The organism is Phaeovulum vinaykumarii (assembly GCF_900156695.1).
In the GTDB taxonomy this organism is placed as follows: domain Bacteria; phylum Pseudomonadota; class Alphaproteobacteria; order Rhodobacterales; family Rhodobacteraceae; genus Bieblia_A; species Bieblia_A vinaykumarii.
The window spans coordinates 294,024-309,669 of sequence record NZ_FTOM01000001.1; the positions used below are offsets into that span (position 1 = coordinate 294,024).

The window sequence follows — 15,646 nt, forward strand, 5'->3', positions numbered from 1 at the left end:
TTTTCAATCACTTGATTTTTTGCCTATTTCTTGGGCAATCACGGGAAGAGGTCAGAAAACAAGGGATTTTTGAGACGCCAGGAATTCTTTCAACAGACTTACCCACAGATTCAGTGGACAGGTTCGCCCTTGATCTTGCGGCGTCATGTTGGCAGCCGGGGCAGGAGAATCGACAATCAACCGAACGTTAGAACCCGCAAACCCAGTGTCCCCCGCCCGCAAGTCCGAGTCCCCCGAAATGGCGCCCAGCGACCCCCCGCCTCCCTGCGATGATGTCCCCGCCCCCGACGATGCGGCAGAGGCGCTGACCGGGCATGCGCTGATCCACAGCCTGCTGCGCAGCCTCGACGGCTCGCCCGGCGTCTACCGGATGCTCAACGCGAAAAGCGAGGTGCTCTATGTCGGCAAGGCGCGCAACCTGCGCGCGCGCGTGTCGAACTATGCCCGGCCCTCGGGGCATTCGCCGCGTATCGCCCGGATGATCTCGGAAACCGCGTCGATGATGTTCCTGACGACGCGCACCGAGACCGAGGCGCTGTTGCTCGAGCAGAACCTCATCAAGCAGCTCAAGCCGCGCTACAACGTGCTGCTGCGCGACGACAAGAGCTTTCCCAACATCCTGATCACCGACCACCGCTTTCCGCGCATCGTCAAGCACCGCGGCAAGCGCGCCGATCGGGGCGATTACTTCGGCCCCTTCGCCTCGGCGGGGGCGGTCAACCGCACGCTCAGCCATCTGCAACGCGCCTTCCTGCTGCGCAATTGCTCGGACCAGATGTTCGAGGGGCGGACCCGGCCCTGCCTGCAATACCAGATCAAGCGCTGCGCGGGGCCCTGCGTGGACCGGATCGACGCGGCGGAATATGCCGCGCTGGTCAGCGATGCCAAGCTGTTTCTCGAGGGGCGCTCGACCCGCATCCAGGAGGAGCTGGCCCGCGAGATGCAGGCCGCCTCGGAGGCGATGGAATTCGAGCGCGCCGCGGCCCTGCGCGACCGCATCCGCGCGCTGACGGCGGTGCAGAGCGCCCAAGGGATCAACCCGCGCAGCGTGGCCGAGGCCGATGTGATCGCGCTCCATGCCGAGGGCGGGCAGGCCTGCGTGCAGGTGTTCTTCATCCGCGGCCACCAGAGCTGGGGCAACCGCGACTTCTACCCCCGCACCGGCGCAGGCGCGGCCGAGGCCGAGGTGCTCGAGGCCTTCCTCGGGCAGTTCTACGACGACAAGCCCCCGCCCCGGCTGATCCTGCTGTCGCATCCGATCGAGGACGCCGACCTGATGGTGCAGCTTCTGTCCGAACGCGCCGGGCGCAAGGTCGAGATCGCCGTGCCGCGCCGGGGCGAGAAGGCCGAGCTGGTCGAGAATGCCGCGCGCAACGCCCGCGAAAGCCTGGCCCGCCGGATGAGCGAGAGCGCCGCGCAGAACCGGCTTCTGGCCGGGCTGGCCGAAGCCTTTGGCCTGGCCGCGCCGCCCGCGCGGATCGAGGTCTATGACAACTCGCATATCCAGGGGGCGCATGCGGTCGGCGGCATGATCGTGGCCGGGCCCGACGGGTTCCTGAAAAGCCAGTATCGCAAGTTCAACATCAAGGGCACCGACCTGACGCCGGGCGACGATTTCGGCATGATGCGCGAGGTGCTGACGCGCCGCTTCACGCGGCTGCTGAAGGAAGACCCCGACCGGCAGACCGACGCCTGGCCGGACCTTCTGCTGATCGACGGCGGCGCGGGGCAGGTGTCGGCCGTGCACGAGATCATGACCGAGCTGGGCGTCGATGACATTGCCATGCTGGGGGTGGCCAAGGGCATCGACCGCGACGCCGGCAAGGAGGAATTCCACCGCCCCGGCGCGCCGCCCTTCGCGCTGCGCATGAACGATCCGGTGCTCTATTTCGTCCAGCGCCTGCGCGACGAGGCCCACCGCTGGGCCATCGGCGCGCATCGCGCGCGGCGGGCGAAATCCATCACCGCCACCCCTTTGGACGAGGTGCCGGGCGTGGGCGCGGCGCGCAAGCGCGCGCTGCTGGCGCATTTCGGCTCGGCCAAGGCGGTGGCGCGCGCAGGGCTGGCCGATCTTCAGGCCGTGCCGGGGATCTCGGAGGCGATGGCCGAGACGATCTGGAACTTCTTCAATGACCGGGCTTGACGGGCCTGCCCGGCCCGCGTAGCGCGCGGACCATGACGGCCTCTGACCCCACCCGCCCCGCGCGCGCCCATCTGCGCCTGCAAGACCTGCTGCGCGACGGCCTTGCGCCGGGGGAAGATGCGGGCCTTCTGGCGCAGGCCGATGCCCGCTTTGCCGTCCGCCTGACGCCCGAAATGCGCGCAGCCCTGGCCCACCCCGGCGACGGGGTGGCCGCGCAATTCGTGCCCCGCGCGGCCGAGCTGATCGCCCATCCCGACGACCTTCCCGACCCGATCGGGGACGCCGCCCATGCCCCCGTGCCGGGGCTGACCCATCGCTACCCCGACCGCGCCATCCTGCATGTGACGCAAACCTGCGATGTGCATTGCCGGTTCTGCTTTCGCCGCGAGACGGTGGGGGGATCAGGCCCCCTGCCCGCCGCCGATCTGGACCGCGCGCTGGGCTATATCGCCGCCACGCCCCAGCTTTCCGAAATCATCCTGACCGGGGGCGATCCGCTGACCCTGTCGCCGCGGCGGCTGGGCGGGATTCTTGCGCGGCTTTCCGAGATCGCCCATGTCGCCACGCTGCGCATCCATTCGCGCGTGCCGGTGGTGGCGCCGGGGCGGATCGACGCGGGGCTGATCGCGGCCCTTCGCGGCGCGCGGCCGGCGCTGTGGCTGGTGGTGCACACCAACCACGCCCAGGAGCTGACCCCGCCCGCACGCGCCGCGCTGGCGCGGCTGTCCGACGCCGGTGTGCCGCTTCTGTCGCAATCGGTGCTGCTGCGCGGGGTCAATGACACGCCCGCGGCGCTGGCCACGCTCTTTCGCACGCTGCTGGCCTGCCGGGTGAAGCCCTATTATCTGCATCATTGTGACCTGGCCCCCGGCACCGCGCATTTCCGCACCACGCTGGCAGAGGGCCGCGCGCTGATGGCCGCCTTGCGCGGCCGGATCAGCGGCACCGCGCTGCCCCGCTATGTGCTCGACATTCCCGGCGGCCACGGCAAGGTGCCGATCACCGCCGATCACGTCGCGCCAGGGGACCGGCCGGGCCTGTGGCGCGTGACCGACTGGCAGGGCCGCGTGCACGATTACGCCGACCCCGATGCCTGATCCGGGGCCCGCGCGCGGCACCGGCCCCACCCCGCGGCGGCATGACGCCGCGCCAGCCCCCGCGACTTGGCCGCACGCCCCCTTCCCTCGGCCGCAGAGGAGGGCTAATCTCCGCGCCATGAGATGGACGCTCCCCAATATCCTGACGGTCCTGCGCCTGCTCGCCGCTCCCGGCGTGGCGGTGATGTTCCTTTACTTCCAGCGCCCCTGGGCCGATTGGTTCGCGCTGGCGCTGTTCATCTCGGCCGCGATCACCGATTGGTTCGACGGCTATCTGGCGCGCGCCTGGGGCCAGGAAAGCCGCTTTGGCGCCATGCTCGACCCCATCGCCGACAAGGCCATGGTGGTGATCGCCATCGTCGTCATCACCGGCTATTCGGGCATGAACCCCTGGCTGATCCTGCCCGCCACGGTGATCCTGTTCCGCGAGGTCTTCGTGTCCGGCCTGCGTGAATTCCTGGGCGCCGAGGCCGGCCGGCTCAAGGTCACGAAACTGGCCAAGTGGAAGACCACGCTCCAGATGGTGGCCATTGCCATCCTGTTCCTGGGGCTGGGGCTCGAATATCTCGAGGGGATCGCCATGCGCGGCATGACCCCCGATGAATATGCCGCCGCGGTCAGCGCCGGGCTGGCCGATCCGGTGCGCAGCTGCGGCACGCGCGATTGCGCCTCGCTGGCGTCGCTGGCCGGGCTGGGGCTGATCTGGGTGGCGGCGCTGCTGACGCTGATCACCGGGCTTGATTATTTCGTGAAGTCGCTGCCCTTCCTGCGCGATCCCGCCCCCGAACCGGCCGCCAAGCCCGCCGCCGACCCTGCCAAGACGGATGCGGGCCGCGGATGATCGAGGTGCTCTATTTCGCCTGGCTGCGCGAGCGGATCGGCACCGGCGCCGAGCAGATCGAGACGACCGCCCCCGATGTCGCCGCGTTGATCGCCGAACTGAAGACCCGCAGCCCCGGCCATGCGCTGGCCTTCGCCGATCCGGGCGCGCTGCGCGTCGCGCTGGATCAGGAGCTGGCCGACAGCCTGGCCGCGCCGCTTGCCGGCGTGCGCGAGGTGGCCTTCTTCCCGCCGATGACGGGCGGCTGATGCTGCGGCTCCAGTCCGAGCCCTTCGCACCGGGCGCCGCGCTGGATGCCTTTGTCACCGCCCATCCCGGCGCCGGCGCCGTGGTCAGCTTCACCGGCCATGTCCGCGACGAGGGCGGCCGGCTGGTCGCGCTGGAGATCGAGCATTACCCCGGCATGGCCCGCCGCGCGATCGAGGCGCAGATGACCGCGGCCCGCGCGCGCTGGGGTCTGTCGGGCGTGCAGGTCATCCACCGCTTCGGCACGATCCCCGCGGGCGGGCCGATCGTGATGGTGGCCACCGCCGCGCCGCATCGCGCCGCCGCCTTCGAGGCCGCCGAATTCCTGATGGATCATCTGAAGTCCCGCGCCCCCTTCTGGAAGCGCGAGATCACCGCCGACGGCCCCGGACCTTGGGTCGAGGCGCGCGCCACGGACGAGGGCGCGCTGGACCGCTGGCGCTGAGCCCCCTTCATTCTTCCGACATTCAGACATGAAAAAGCGGCGGAAACCCCGCCGCTTCCTTTCATTTCACGACATTTCGGGGCCGCACGGGCGTCAGAGGTTGTCCTCGACGCGGAAGCCCGCGGGGATCTCGTCGCGCCCGTCCAGCACCAGATCGGCCATGGCCTCGGCGACCTTCGGCGCCATGCCGAAGCCGATCTTGAAGCCGCCATTGGCCACGAAATGGCCCGCCCGCTCGGGCCAGGGGCCCAGCATCGGCGCCATGGTGCGCGCGCGCGGCCGCACCCCGGCCCAGCGTTCGATCACCCGCGCCTCGGCCAGGTCGGGGCACATCTCGCGGGCGCGTTCGATCAGCGTCTCGAGCTGGCCATCGGTGCTGGTCGGGTCGTCGAAGGCCCGCTCGGAGGTCGAGCCGATCGCCACCGTCCCATTGGCATGGGGCACGATCAAAAGCCCGTCGGCAAAGATCTGCGGCGCGGCCCCGGCGTCATGCTCCAGAAGCGCCGACTGCCCCTTGACGCCATTGCCCACCGTGCGCGCGAAGGCCACCGACAATTCGGCCAGCCCCTGCACGCCGGTCGCATGGATCACGGCGCCTTCCTCGGGGGTGTTCATCGCCGCGTCGCCCTCGACGATCTGGCCGCCCAGCGCGCGGATCGCGGCCGCCAAAGCCAGACCCGCGGCGCGCGGATTGGCGCGCCCCGACAGCGTGTCGTGGATGACCAGCCCGGTGGGCGATTTCGGCACGAGGCCCGAAAATTCCTCGGCCCGCGCGATGCGCCAGGCGAAATCCGTCCCCCAATGTTCCGCCGCACCCAGCGCGCGCGCCTCGGCCAGCGCCACCGCCGCCTGATCGGCCAGGGGTTGCAGACGGCCCACGCGGGCATAGCCGGGGTTTTCGCCGCCCGCCGCGGCCACATCGGCCCAGAAGGCATCGGCCATCGCCAGGGCCTCGAACTGGAACTGCTTCTTGGGGTTCCATTGCTCGGGCACATGCGGGGCCAGCATCCCCACCAGCCCCCCCGAGGAGCCCGCGCCCAGCTCTGCCGTGTCGATCACGCGCACGCGCGCGCCGCGGCGCGCACAGCCATAGGCGCAGGCCAGGCCGAACACGCCCCCCCCACGCACCGTCACGTCAAAACCGCTGCGAATGCCAGTTGCCATTGCCTCGCCCCTTCGTCATGTTCTGCCCATCTTCTCCGGGGGTTTAGACCAGATGAGCCGCGCCGACCAGAGCGCTGAAACGCCGCCCTGTGCGACCGCCGAAAGCCCCCGCGACCCGGCGGTGGCCGATCTGGACTGGCGCGGGGCGCTGCCGGTCTCGACCCGCTTCGAGGATCCGTATTTCAGCCTCGACAACGGGCTGGCCGAAACCCGCCATGTCTTTCTGGCGGGCAACGACCTGCCGGCGCGTCTGGCGCCCGGCTTTCAGGTCGCCGAGCTGGGCTTTGGCACCGGGCTCAACATGCTGGCGCTGGCGCTGGCCACACCCGCCGACGCCCGCCCCGTGCGCTTCACCTCCTTCGAGGCCTTCCCGATGCGCGCGGCCGACATCGCCCGCGCCCTGACCGCCTTTCCCGAGGCCCGCGCCATCGCCGATCCGTTCCTGGCGGCCTGGGACACGCCCCTGCCCGACGACGGCATCCGCCGCTTCGATCTGGGCGCGCTTGCCGTCGAGGTGATCCTGGGCGACGCGCGCGCCACGCTGCCGCGCTGGCCGGGGCGGGCCGATGCCTGGTTCCTGGACGGCTTCGCCCCGGCGAAGAACCCCGAACTCTGGGCGCCCGATCTGATGGCCGAGGTCGCCCGCCACACCGCCCCACGGGGCAGTTTCGCCACCTATACCGCCGCCGGTGCGGTGCGACGCGCGCTGGCCGAGGCGGGCTTTGCCGTCGAACGCATCCCCGGTTTCGGGCGCAAGCGCCACATGAGCCGCGGCCGCCTGACCGCCGCCCCTGCCCACGGGATGCCCCCCGCATGAGCCAGACCGACAGCCGCGCCCCCCTGCGAGGTATCGTGATGATGGCCGGGGCGATGGCGATCTTTGCGCTTCAGGACGGGATCTCGCGGCATCTGGCGGCGGTGGCCAATGTCTACATGGTGGTGATGATCCGCTATTGGGTCTTTGCGCTCTTCGTCGTGATGCTGGCGGCGCGCAGCCCCGGCGGGCTGGGCCGGGCGGTGCGTTCGGGCATGCCGCGAGTGCAGGCCTTGCGCGCGATCGTTCTGGTGGTCGAGGTGCTGGTGATGATCCAGGGCTTCGTGATCCTGGGTCTGGTCGAAAGCCACGCCGTCTTTGCCGCCTATCCGCTGATGATCGCGGCGCTGTCCGGCCCGATCCTGGGCGAGCATGTCGGCTGGCGGCGCTGGAGCGCGATCGGCGTGGGCTTCGCGGGTGTGCTGGTGATCTTGCAACCGGGGGTGCGCGTCTTCGATCCGGCGGCGCTGATCCCGCTGGCGGCGGCGCTTCTCTTTGCGCTCTATGGCCTTCTGACGCGCTATGTCGCGCGCGCCGACGATGCGATGGTGTCCTTTTTCTGGACCGGGACGCTGGGCGCGCTGGCCGCCACCGCCGCGGGCATCTGGTTTCTCGAACCGCTGGCCGCGGTCGATTGGGTCTGGATGGCGCTTTTGTGCGCCACCTCGACCGCCGCGCATTGGATGCTGATCCGCGCCTACGAGATCGCCGAGGCCAGCGCCATCCAGCCCTTTGCCTATCTGCAACTTGTCTTCATTGCCGTGATCGGCACCACGATCTTCGGCGAGACCCTGCGCCCCGAACTGGTGGTCGGCGCCGCGATGGTGGTGGGGGCGGGTCTCTTCACCCTGTGGCGGGCGCGCAAGCGGGCCGAAGGGGGTTGATCCCAATTCGCTTTTCTTTTGCCGGCCATTGGCCTAAACCGATCCAATCTGCGGGATGAGCCCGCGCGAAAGATGTTGAGATGCAGCTGATTGACACGACCGAGGCGCTTGCAGCCTTCTGCGCGGCCGCGAAGGCCGAGCCCTATGTGACGGTGGACACCGAATTCCTGCGCGAGCGCACCTACTGGTCCAAGCTCTGTCTGGTGCAGATGGCCCTTCCGGGCAAGGACGGCGCGGCGGTTCTGGTCGATCCGCTGGCCGAGGGCATCTCGCTGGCGCCGCTCTACGAACTTTTCGCGCATGAAGCCACGGTCAAGGTGTTCCACGCCGCGCGCCAGGATCTCGAGATCTTCTTCGTCGATGCCGGCGTCTTCCCGCGCCCGCTGTTCGACACCCAGATCGCGGCGATGGTCTGCGGCTTCGGCGAACAGGTCGGTTATGAAACCCTGGTGCGCAAGATCGCCAAGGCCAATCTCGACAAGACCTCGCGCTTCACCGATTGGTCGCGCCGCCCGCTCTCCGAGGCGCAGCTGGCCTATGCGCTGGCCGATGTCACCCATCTGCGCGTGATCTATGAATTCCTGTCGCAGGAGCTGCAACGCTCGGGCCGGCAGAAATGGGTCGAGGAAGAGGAAGCGATCCTTCTCGCCCCCGAAACCTACATCACCCGCCCCGAGGACGCCTGGCAGCGGGTCAAGACGCGCTCGTCCTCGTCGCGGTTCCTGGCGATCGTGCGCGAATTGGCGCGCTTCCGCGAAGCCCATGCGCAGGCCCGCAACATCCCGCGCGCGCGCGTCTTCAAGGATGACGCCCTGCTGGAGCTGGCCTCGACCCGGCCGCAGAGCCCCGAGGATCTGAGCCGCCAGCGGCTCCTTCTGCGCGAGGCCCGTCGCGGCGAGATCGCCGAAGGGATCCTGGCTGCCGTGGCCGCGGGGCTGGCGGTCCCGAACGAGGATTGCCCGCGCCTGCCGCAGGCCCGCCAGCTTCAGGTGGATACCGCGCTGGCCGACCTTTTGCGCGTGCTGCTGAAGGCGAAATCCGAGGAAACCGGCGTGGCCGCCAAGCTGATCGCCACCTCATCGGATCTGGATGCGATCGCGGCGGGGCGGCGCGATGTGGCCGCGCTGACCGGCTGGCGCCAGGAGGTCTTCGGCGCCGATGCGCTGCGTCTGGTCAAGGGCGAGATCGCGCTGTCGGCCCGCGGCGGCGCGGTGCGGGTGGTCCAGACCGACTGAGCCCCCCTCCCCCGGCGCGGTGCGGCGGCGGCTCAGCGCCGCGCGCTGCGGGCGTTCTCGGCCCCGGTCACGGTGATCGTGTTCACGCCCGCAAGTTCCTGGTGTGACAGGAAAAGACCCGCGGTGATCTCGCGCGAGGCGTCGGTCGAGACGCGGCGCGCGGCCGGGCTGTCCTTGGGCGGCGGCGCGGCGATGAAGCGGATCACCATCTTGCCCCCCTCGGAGCCGGCCTTGCCGGTCGGCCCCAGGATCTGCGGCAGCAATTCGGGCGCCCACCAGCCTTGCGTCGGCATGACCGCCCGCGCGGTGACCACGGCGCCGCCATGCACCGGCCCGACCTCGAGCGCGGTGATCCGCCCGGCCAGGTCGCGCCCGTTCAGGCGCAGCTCATCGAGCGTGGGTTCGGATTGTTCGACCGGTTCGGCATCTTCCGAACTCCCGAACCAGTTGAACGGGTTGACCTTGCTGCTCCGGATACGGCCACAGCCCGGCACGGCCAGCGCCAGCCCCGCCAGAAGCCCCAGCCCCAGCGCCCGACGGCCCAGCACCGGGCCTGCCGTCTGCGTTTCGATCGCGGACCGGGCCTCGCTGCCGGCGGCCTGTTTCGAACCAGAAATCGCTCGCATCTTCGCCTCTTCGTCCCCGCGATGCCGCCAAGTGCTGCACCTTTCCCATTTGGGTAGCCCAAAGCCGGACAATTGAAAAGCCCGCCTCTGGACCCGGCCCGCCCGCGGGGCTAGCACTGGGGCCAGACCCGGACCCGGAGGAAACGCCATGGCCACGCCCGCATTCGAAGATATCGTCGAAACCTTTGAATTTCTCGACGATTGGGAAGACCGCTACCGCCATGTCATCGAGATCGGCAAGGCGATGCCCCCGCTCGACGAGGCCTTCCGCGTGCCCGCCACCAAGGTCGAGGGCTGCGCCAGCCAGGTCTGGCTGCTGCCGCAGATCGAGGGCACGGGCCCCGCGGCGCGCTTCGATTTCGCCGGGGAAAGCGATGCGATGATCGTGCGCGGGCTGATTGCGGTGCTGCATGCGCTTTATGCGGGGCTGAGCGTGACCGAGGTGCTGGCCGTCGATGCCGGGGCCGAGCTGAAGCGGCTGGGCCTTGACGAACATCTGTCGGCCCAGCGCTCGAACGGCGTGCGCGCCATGATCGAGCGCATCCGTCTTCTGGCGCAGGAGGTGGCCGCCGCGGCCTGAGCCGCGCGCCGCCTCAGAGGTCCAGCTCGACCCAGACCGGCACGTGATCCGAGGGTTTGTCGCGGCCGCGCTGGTCGCGGTCGATCCCGGCGCCGGTCAGACGGTCGGCGGCCTGCGGCGACAGCAACAGATGGTCGATGCGAATGCCGTTGTTGCGCGGCCAGGCGCCGGCCTGATAATCCCAGAAGCTGTAGAGCCCGGCGCTGCCGTCGCGCTCGCGCAGCCCGTCGCGCCAGCCGTCGTTGAGAATGCGCCGGAAGGCGGCGCGGCTTTCGGGGCGGGCCAGCGCGTCCTCGGTCCAGGCTTCGGGGCGGGCGGCGTCATCGTCGGTGGGAATGACGTTGTAATCGCCCGCCATCACCACCGGCATCTCGAGCGCGCGCAGCTCGGCCGCCCGCGCCCGCATCCGTTCCATCCACGCCAGCTTGTAGTCGAACTTGGGCCCCGGCGCGGGGTTGCCGTTGGGCAGATAGAGCCCGGCCAGCCGCACCACGCCCTTCTCGCCCTCGACATCGGCCTCGATCCAGCGGGCCTGCTCGTCGGCGTCATCGCCGGGCAGGCCGCGGCTGATCGCATCGAGCGGCAGCCGCGACAGGAGCGCAACGCCGTTATAGCTTTTCTGGCCGTGGGTCTCGACGCGGTAGCCCAGATCCTCGAAGGGGCCGGCGGGAAAGCCCTCGTCCACGGTCTTGATCTCCTGGAGCGCGACCACATCGGGGCGCGCCTCGGCCAGCCATTCGGCCAGCTGCCCGGCGCGTGCCTTGATGCCGTTGATGTTGAAACTGGCGATCTTCATCGGCATCTCCTTCCGGCGGGCCCCCTGCGCCCCCCGGTTCTAGGCCGCCGCGCTCGCGCTGCCAAGCGCGCGAAGGGGCAAGGGGCGCGCAGGTTGCAAAAGGGAAAGACGCAGCCCTTGCCCGCGGGCGCAGGCTGCGGGGAATGTTGCGAAAGCGCAGGCGGGCTCAGATCGAGAACGAGGTGCCGCAGCCGCAGGAGGCGGTGGCATTGGGGTTCTCGATCACGAACCGCGCGCCGATCAGCGCCTCGGACCAGTCGATGGTGGCATTCGACAGGAAGGGCAGCGAGACCGGGTCGATCAGCACCTTCTGGCCCGCGCCTTCCAGAACCAGATCATCCTCGGCGGGCTCGTCGAGCTTGATGTCATATTGAAAGCCCGAGCAGCCGCCCCCCGACACCGCCACGCGCAGGGCTTGCGGCGCCTCGGCGCTGGCGTTGATCTGGGCAAGGCGGGCAAAGGCGCGTTCGGTCACCTTGGGAGGAAGGGTCAGTTCCATTGTCGCGCTCCTGTTTTCTCCGCGTCGCGGAAACGATATAGGGAGAAGGACACCCCCGGCAATGGCCGGTCCCCTTTCCGACCCGCGCGCCTGCACGCCCGAGGCCCAGATGCTGAAACCCTACGCTTGCCAGCCCGACCAGAGCCGCGGCCGGCTCTTTACCGAGAGCATGTCCACCTTTCGCTCGCCCTTCCAGCGCGACCGCGACCGGATCATCCATTCGTCGGCCTTCCGCCGGCTCAAGCACAAGACGCAGGTCTTCGTCGAGCACGAGGGCGATTATTACCGCACCCGGCTGACCCACACGATCGAGGTGGCGCAGGTCGCGCGCACCATCGCCGGCACGCTGGGGTTGAACACCGACCTCGCCGAGGCCGTGGCGCTGGCGCATGATCTGGGCCATCCGCCCTTCGGCCACACCGGCGAGGATGCGCTGGCCGAGCTGATGGCGCCTTTCGGGGGCTTCGATCACAACGCCCAGGCGCTGCGCATCGTCACCCGGCTGGAACGTCATTATGCCGATTTCGACGGGCTGAACCTGACCTGGGAGACACTCGAGGGCATCGCCAAGCACAACGGCCCCGTGCCCGAGCCCTGGTCCTATGCGCTGGCCGAGGTCAATGCGATGTGGGATCTGGAGCTGGCCACCAATGCCAGCGCCGAGGCTCAGGTGGCGGCCGTGGCCGATGACGTGGCCTATAACCACCACGACCTGCATGACGGGCTGCGCGCGGGCCTCTTCACCGAGGACGATCTGTGCGAATTGCCGGTGCTGGGCGAGTGTTTCGCCGAGGTGGACCGGCGCCACCCGGGCCTTGACCCGATGCGGCGGCGCCACGAGGCGCTGCGGCGCGTCTTCGGCGTGATGGTCGAGGACGTGATCTCGGTGGCGCAGGGGCGGCTGACCAGCCTCAACCCCGCCTCGGTGGACGACATCCGCCACATGGACGGGCCGATCATCCGCTTCTCGAAGCCGCTCTATCAGAACCTCAAGGCGATCAAGCGGTTCCTCTTCGTGCGGATGTATCGCGCGCCCTCGGTGGTCGAGGTGCGCAAGCGCGTCACCGGCATGATCAACGACCTCTTCCCCCATTTCATGGACGACCCCGCGCGCCTGCCCCAGGAATGGCAGGCCGATGTGGCCGCCGCGCGCGACCAGACCGAACTGGCGCGGGTGGTTCTGGATTACGTGGCCGGCATGACCGACCGCTTCGCCATTCAGGAACACGCCCGCCTCTTCGGGCCGTCGGAGTTGACCGACCAGACCTGACGCACGCCGCCGGGGGCGCCCCTCCCATGACCCCATTGCCCCGCACCCGGCCTTCGGATAAAGGGCGCGCATGACCAATCGCGCGCCCCTCCCCCCCGAAATCGCCCGCCGGCGGACCTTTGCGATCATCTCGCACCCCGACGCCGGCAAGACCACGCTGACCGAAAAGTTCCTGCTGTTCGGCGGCGCGATCCAGATGGCCGGCCAGGTCCGCGCCAAGGGCGAGGCGCGGCGCACGCGTTCGGACTTCATGAAGCTGGAACAGGACCGCGGCATCTCGGTTTCGGCCTCGGCGATGAGCTTCGATTTCCGCGACTACCGCTTCAACCTGGTCGACACCCCCGGCCACAGCGACTTCTCGGAAGACACCTACCGCACGCTGACCGCCGTTGACGCCGCGATCATGGTCATCGACGGCGCCAAGGGGGTGGAAAGCCAGACGCGCAAGTTGTTCGAGGTCTGCCGGCTGCGCGATCTGCCGATCCTGACCTTCTGCAACAAGATGGACCGCGAGAGCCGCGACACCTTCGAGATCATCGACGAGATCCAGGAGAACCTGGCCATCGACGTGGCGCCGGCAAGCTGGCCGATCGGGATGGGGCGCGACTTCCTGGGCTGTTATGACATCCTGCATGACCGGCTGGAACTGATGGACCGGGCCGACCGCAACCGCGTGGCCGAGTCGATCAAGATCGAGGGGCTGGACGACCCCAAGCTGGCCGAGCATATCCCCGAGGCCCAGCTGGCGCAGCTGCGCGAGGAGCTGGAGATGGCGCGCGCGCTGCTGCCGCGCTTTGACCGGCAAAGCTTTCTCGAGGGGCATCTGACCCCGATCTGGTTCGGCTCGGCGATCAATTCCTTTGGCGTCAAGGAGTTGATGGACGGGATCGGCGAATTCGGCCCCCCGCCCCAGATCCAGAAATCCGCCGAACGCGAGGTCTGCCCCGAAGAGCGCAAGGTCGCGGGCTTCGTCTTCAAGGTGCAGGCCAACATGGACCCCAAGCACCGCGACCGCGTGGCCTTCGTGCGCATGGCCTCGGGGCATTTCACCCGCGGCATGAAGCTGACCCATGTGCGCAGCAAGAAGCCGATGGCGGTGTCGAACCCGGTGCTGTTCCTGGCCGCCGACCGCGAACTGGCCGAAGAGGCCTGGGCCGGCGACATCATCGGCATTCCCAACCACGGGCAATTGCGCATCGGCGACGCGCTGACCGAGGGCGAGGCGCTGCGCTTCACCGGCATCCCGTCCTTTGCGCCGGAACTGTTGCAATCGGTGCGCTCGACCGACCCGATGAAGGGCAAGCACCTGGAAAAGGCGCTGATGCAATTCGCCGAGGAAGGCGCGGCCAAGGTGTTCAAGCCGGCGATCGGCTCGGGCTTCATCGTGGGCGTTGTCGGCGCGCTGCAATTCGACGTGCTGGCCAGCCGCATCGAGATCGAATACGGCATCCCGGTGCGCTTCGAGCCGTCGCAATTCACCTCGGCGCGCTGGGTGCAGGGCGCGCGCGAGGTGGTCGAAAAGCTGGTCAACGCCAACAAGCAGCATATCGCACATGACCATGACGGCGACGTGGTGTTCCTGACGCGGCTGCAATGGGACATCGACCGCGTGGTGCGCGACTACGAGGGCGTGACCCTCTCGGCGACCAAGGAAATGATGCAATAAGCGCGCGCTCAGCGTTCGGTCAGCTTCAGCTCGATCCGGCGGTTCTGCGCGCGCGCGGTCGCCGAATTGCCTGGCGCCACGGGCCGGTATTCGCCAAACCCCGCCGCCGCCAGCCGTTCGGGCGCAAAGCCCAGATCATTGGTCATGTAGCGCACCACCGACAGCGCGCGGGCCTGCGACAATTGCCAATTGTCGCGGAACTCGCCCTCGCCCGACAGCGGCTGGTTGTCGGTATGCCCGTCCACGCGGATGATCCAGTCGATCTCGGGCGGGATCTCGGCGGACAGATCCTTCAGCATCGCCGTCACCCGCCCGATCTCGGCGCGGCCTTCGTCGGACAGATCGGCCGAACCGGGCGGGAACAGCACCTCCGAGGACAGGACGAAGCGGTCGCCCACCACCTTGACCCCCGCGCGCCCGGCCAGAAGCTCTGACATCCGCCCGAAGAATTCCGAGCGGTAGCGCGCCAGATCGCGGGCCTCGGCGGCCAGGCGTGCGGCCTCGGCGGCTTCGAGATCGGCGCGCTTGCGCTCTTCGGCGGCCACCCGCGCCAGCGCCGCGTTGAGCCGGCTGCCCAGCGCGTCGATCTGCACGCGGGCCTCGCGGTCGCGCGCCTCCGAGGCATCGAGCGCCTCCTGAAGGGCGGCCATCTGCCCGCGAAGCGCCGCGATCTGCTCGTTCAGAAGCGCCAGCTTCTTCTGCCCCTCGGCCGAGACCTCGCGTTCGCGCGCCAGCGCGTCCTCGGCCACGGCGCGCAGGGCGGCAACGCGCTCGGCCTCCGACAGCGCGGCACTTTCGCGGGTTTCCAGATCGCGCTTGGCGGCCTCGGCGGCGGCCAGCAGGGTCAGCGTCTCCTCGGCCTTGCGCCGGCTTTCGTCCAACGCGGTGCGCGCGGCCAGCTCGGCCTCGCGCGTGGTGTCAAGATCGGCCTCCAGATCCGCGATCTGGCCGCGGGCCGCTGACAGATCCTCCGACAGCCCCGCCGCCCGGTCCCGTTCAGCCGCCAGATCCGCCGTCAGCCCCCCGATCCGGTCCTTCGCCGCCCCCAGATCGGCCGACAGCGTCGCCACCAGCGTCTGCGAGGCCGACAGCCGATCGGCCAGATCGCCCGCGCGCGCCTTTTCCAGCGACAGCGCATTGCCCAGTTCGGACAGCCGCGCCGACAGCGCATCCAGCTCGCTGCCCTGCGTGGTGATCGTGTCGCGCAGCATGGATTGCACCAGCATGAAGATCGACAGCACGAACATCAGCACCAACAGCAGCGCGGTCATCGCATCGACGAAGCCGGGCCAGATCGTGGCCGAGAACCGTTCGGTCGAGCGCCGCGCCAGCCGCATGGA

Annotated in this window: 16 protein-coding genes; 11 read left to right on the forward strand and 5 right to left on the reverse strand. The window is 69.2% G+C overall.

Features of this window, described 5'->3' with window-relative positions; genetic code table 11:
- Positions 1–238: 238 nt before the first annotated feature.
- The 5 genes from uvrC to BW949_RS01460 all read left to right on the forward strand — a co-directional run bounded on the left by uvrC (position 239) and on the right by BW949_RS01460 (position 4,772).
- Positions 239–2,143, forward strand: coding sequence for an excinuclease ABC subunit UvrC (gene uvrC / locus BW949_RS01440; RefSeq protein WP_083947515.1), 1,905 nt, complete (start codon positions 239–241; stop codon positions 2,141–2,143).
- 32 nt (positions 2,144–2,175) lie between these two features.
- Complete coding sequence (locus BW949_RS01445; RefSeq protein WP_076363143.1) at positions 2,176–3,240, forward strand: lysine-2,3-aminomutase-like protein; 1,065 nt, start codon at positions 2,176–2,178, stop codon at positions 3,238–3,240.
- Between the two features lie 118 nt (positions 3,241–3,358).
- The gene (pgsA, locus tag BW949_RS01450; protein ID WP_076363144.1) at positions 3,359–4,081 is read left to right on the forward strand and encodes a CDP-diacylglycerol--glycerol-3-phosphate 3-phosphatidyltransferase; all 723 of its coding nucleotides are present in this window, start codon (positions 3,359–3,361) and stop codon (positions 4,079–4,081) included.
- Positions 4,081–4,329, forward strand: coding sequence for a molybdopterin converting factor subunit 1 (moaD, locus tag BW949_RS01455; protein ID WP_076363675.1), 249 nt, complete (start codon positions 4,081–4,083; stop codon positions 4,327–4,329). The genes pgsA and moaD overlap by 1 nt, the downstream gene beginning before the upstream one ends.
- The gene (locus BW949_RS01460) at positions 4,326–4,772 is read left to right on the forward strand and encodes a molybdenum cofactor biosynthesis protein MoaE (RefSeq protein WP_076363676.1); all 447 of its coding nucleotides are present in this window, start codon (positions 4,326–4,328) and stop codon (positions 4,770–4,772) included. The genes moaD and BW949_RS01460 overlap by 4 nt, the downstream gene beginning before the upstream one ends.
- A gap of 93 nt (positions 4,773–4,865) precedes the next feature.
- Here the strand turns inward: BW949_RS01460 and BW949_RS01465 are convergent, their stop codons facing one another.
- Positions 4,866–5,936, reverse strand: a complete 1,071-nt coding sequence (locus tag BW949_RS01465; protein ID WP_076363145.1) for an NAD(P)/FAD-dependent oxidoreductase — start codon at positions 5,934–5,936, stop codon at positions 4,866–4,868.
- Between the two features lie 52 nt (positions 5,937–5,988).
- Here BW949_RS01465 and mnmC2 point away from each other — a divergent pair, with 52 nt between their 5' ends.
- From mnmC2 to rnd, 3 genes are all read left to right on the forward strand, one after another.
- A complete protein-coding gene (gene mnmC2, locus BW949_RS01470; RefSeq protein WP_076363146.1) occupies positions 5,989–6,753 on the forward strand; it encodes a tRNA (5-methylaminomethyl-2-thiouridine)(34)-methyltransferase MnmC2 in 765 nt (254 codons plus the stop codon).
- Complete coding sequence (locus BW949_RS01475) at positions 6,750–7,634, forward strand: DMT family transporter (protein WP_076363147.1); 885 nt, start codon at positions 6,750–6,752, stop codon at positions 7,632–7,634. The genes mnmC2 and BW949_RS01475 overlap by 4 nt, the downstream gene beginning before the upstream one ends.
- Positions 7,635–7,714: 80 nt before the next feature.
- Positions 7,715–8,869, forward strand: a complete 1,155-nt coding sequence (gene rnd, locus BW949_RS01480; RefSeq protein ID WP_076363148.1) for a ribonuclease D — start codon at positions 7,715–7,717, stop codon at positions 8,867–8,869.
- 32 nt (positions 8,870–8,901) lie between these two features.
- Here rnd and BW949_RS01485 read toward each other — a convergent pair whose 3' ends face one another.
- Complete coding sequence (locus tag BW949_RS01485) at positions 8,902–9,495, reverse strand: hypothetical protein (protein ID WP_083947516.1); 594 nt, start codon at positions 9,493–9,495, stop codon at positions 8,902–8,904.
- A 148-nt stretch (positions 9,496–9,643) separates the two neighbouring features.
- Here BW949_RS01485 and BW949_RS01490 point away from each other — a divergent pair, with 148 nt between their 5' ends.
- Positions 9,644–10,075, forward strand: a complete 432-nt coding sequence (locus BW949_RS01490; RefSeq protein WP_076363149.1) for a SufE family protein — start codon at positions 9,644–9,646, stop codon at positions 10,073–10,075.
- A 13-nt stretch (positions 10,076–10,088) separates the two neighbouring features.
- Here the strand turns inward: BW949_RS01490 and xth are convergent, their stop codons facing one another.
- Both xth and BW949_RS01500 read right to left on the reverse strand, forming a co-directional pair.
- The gene (gene xth, locus BW949_RS01495; protein WP_076363150.1) at positions 10,089–10,871 is read right to left on the reverse strand and encodes an exodeoxyribonuclease III; all 783 of its coding nucleotides are present in this window, start codon (positions 10,869–10,871) and stop codon (positions 10,089–10,091) included.
- Positions 10,872–11,037: 166 nt separating this feature from the next.
- Positions 11,038–11,370 carry a HesB/IscA family protein gene (locus BW949_RS01500; RefSeq protein WP_076363151.1) on the reverse strand — a complete coding sequence of 111 codons (333 nt, stop codon included), beginning with the start codon at positions 11,368–11,370 and terminating at the stop codon, positions 11,038–11,040.
- A gap of 109 nt (positions 11,371–11,479) precedes the next feature.
- Between BW949_RS01500 and BW949_RS01505 the strand changes: the two genes are divergently transcribed.
- Together BW949_RS01505 and BW949_RS01510 are read left to right on the forward strand one after the other, a co-directional pair.
- Positions 11,480–12,640: a deoxyguanosinetriphosphate triphosphohydrolase gene (locus BW949_RS01505; RefSeq protein WP_076363678.1), complete on the forward strand. Its 1,161-nt coding sequence runs from the start codon at positions 11,480–11,482 to the stop codon at positions 12,638–12,640.
- Positions 12,641–12,710: 70 nt separating this feature from the next.
- On the forward strand, positions 12,711–14,306 hold the full coding sequence (locus BW949_RS01510; protein WP_076363152.1) for a peptide chain release factor 3: 1,596 nt from the start codon (positions 12,711–12,713) through the stop codon (positions 14,304–14,306).
- Positions 14,307–14,314: 8 nt separating this feature from the next.
- On the opposite strand, the gene BW949_RS01515 is transcribed toward BW949_RS01510, so the two are convergent.
- Positions 14,315–15,643: a peptidoglycan -binding protein gene (locus BW949_RS01515; protein ID WP_076363153.1), complete on the reverse strand. Its 1,329-nt coding sequence runs from the start codon at positions 15,641–15,643 to the stop codon at positions 14,315–14,317.
- Between the last annotated feature and the right edge of the window lie 3 nt (positions 15,644–15,646).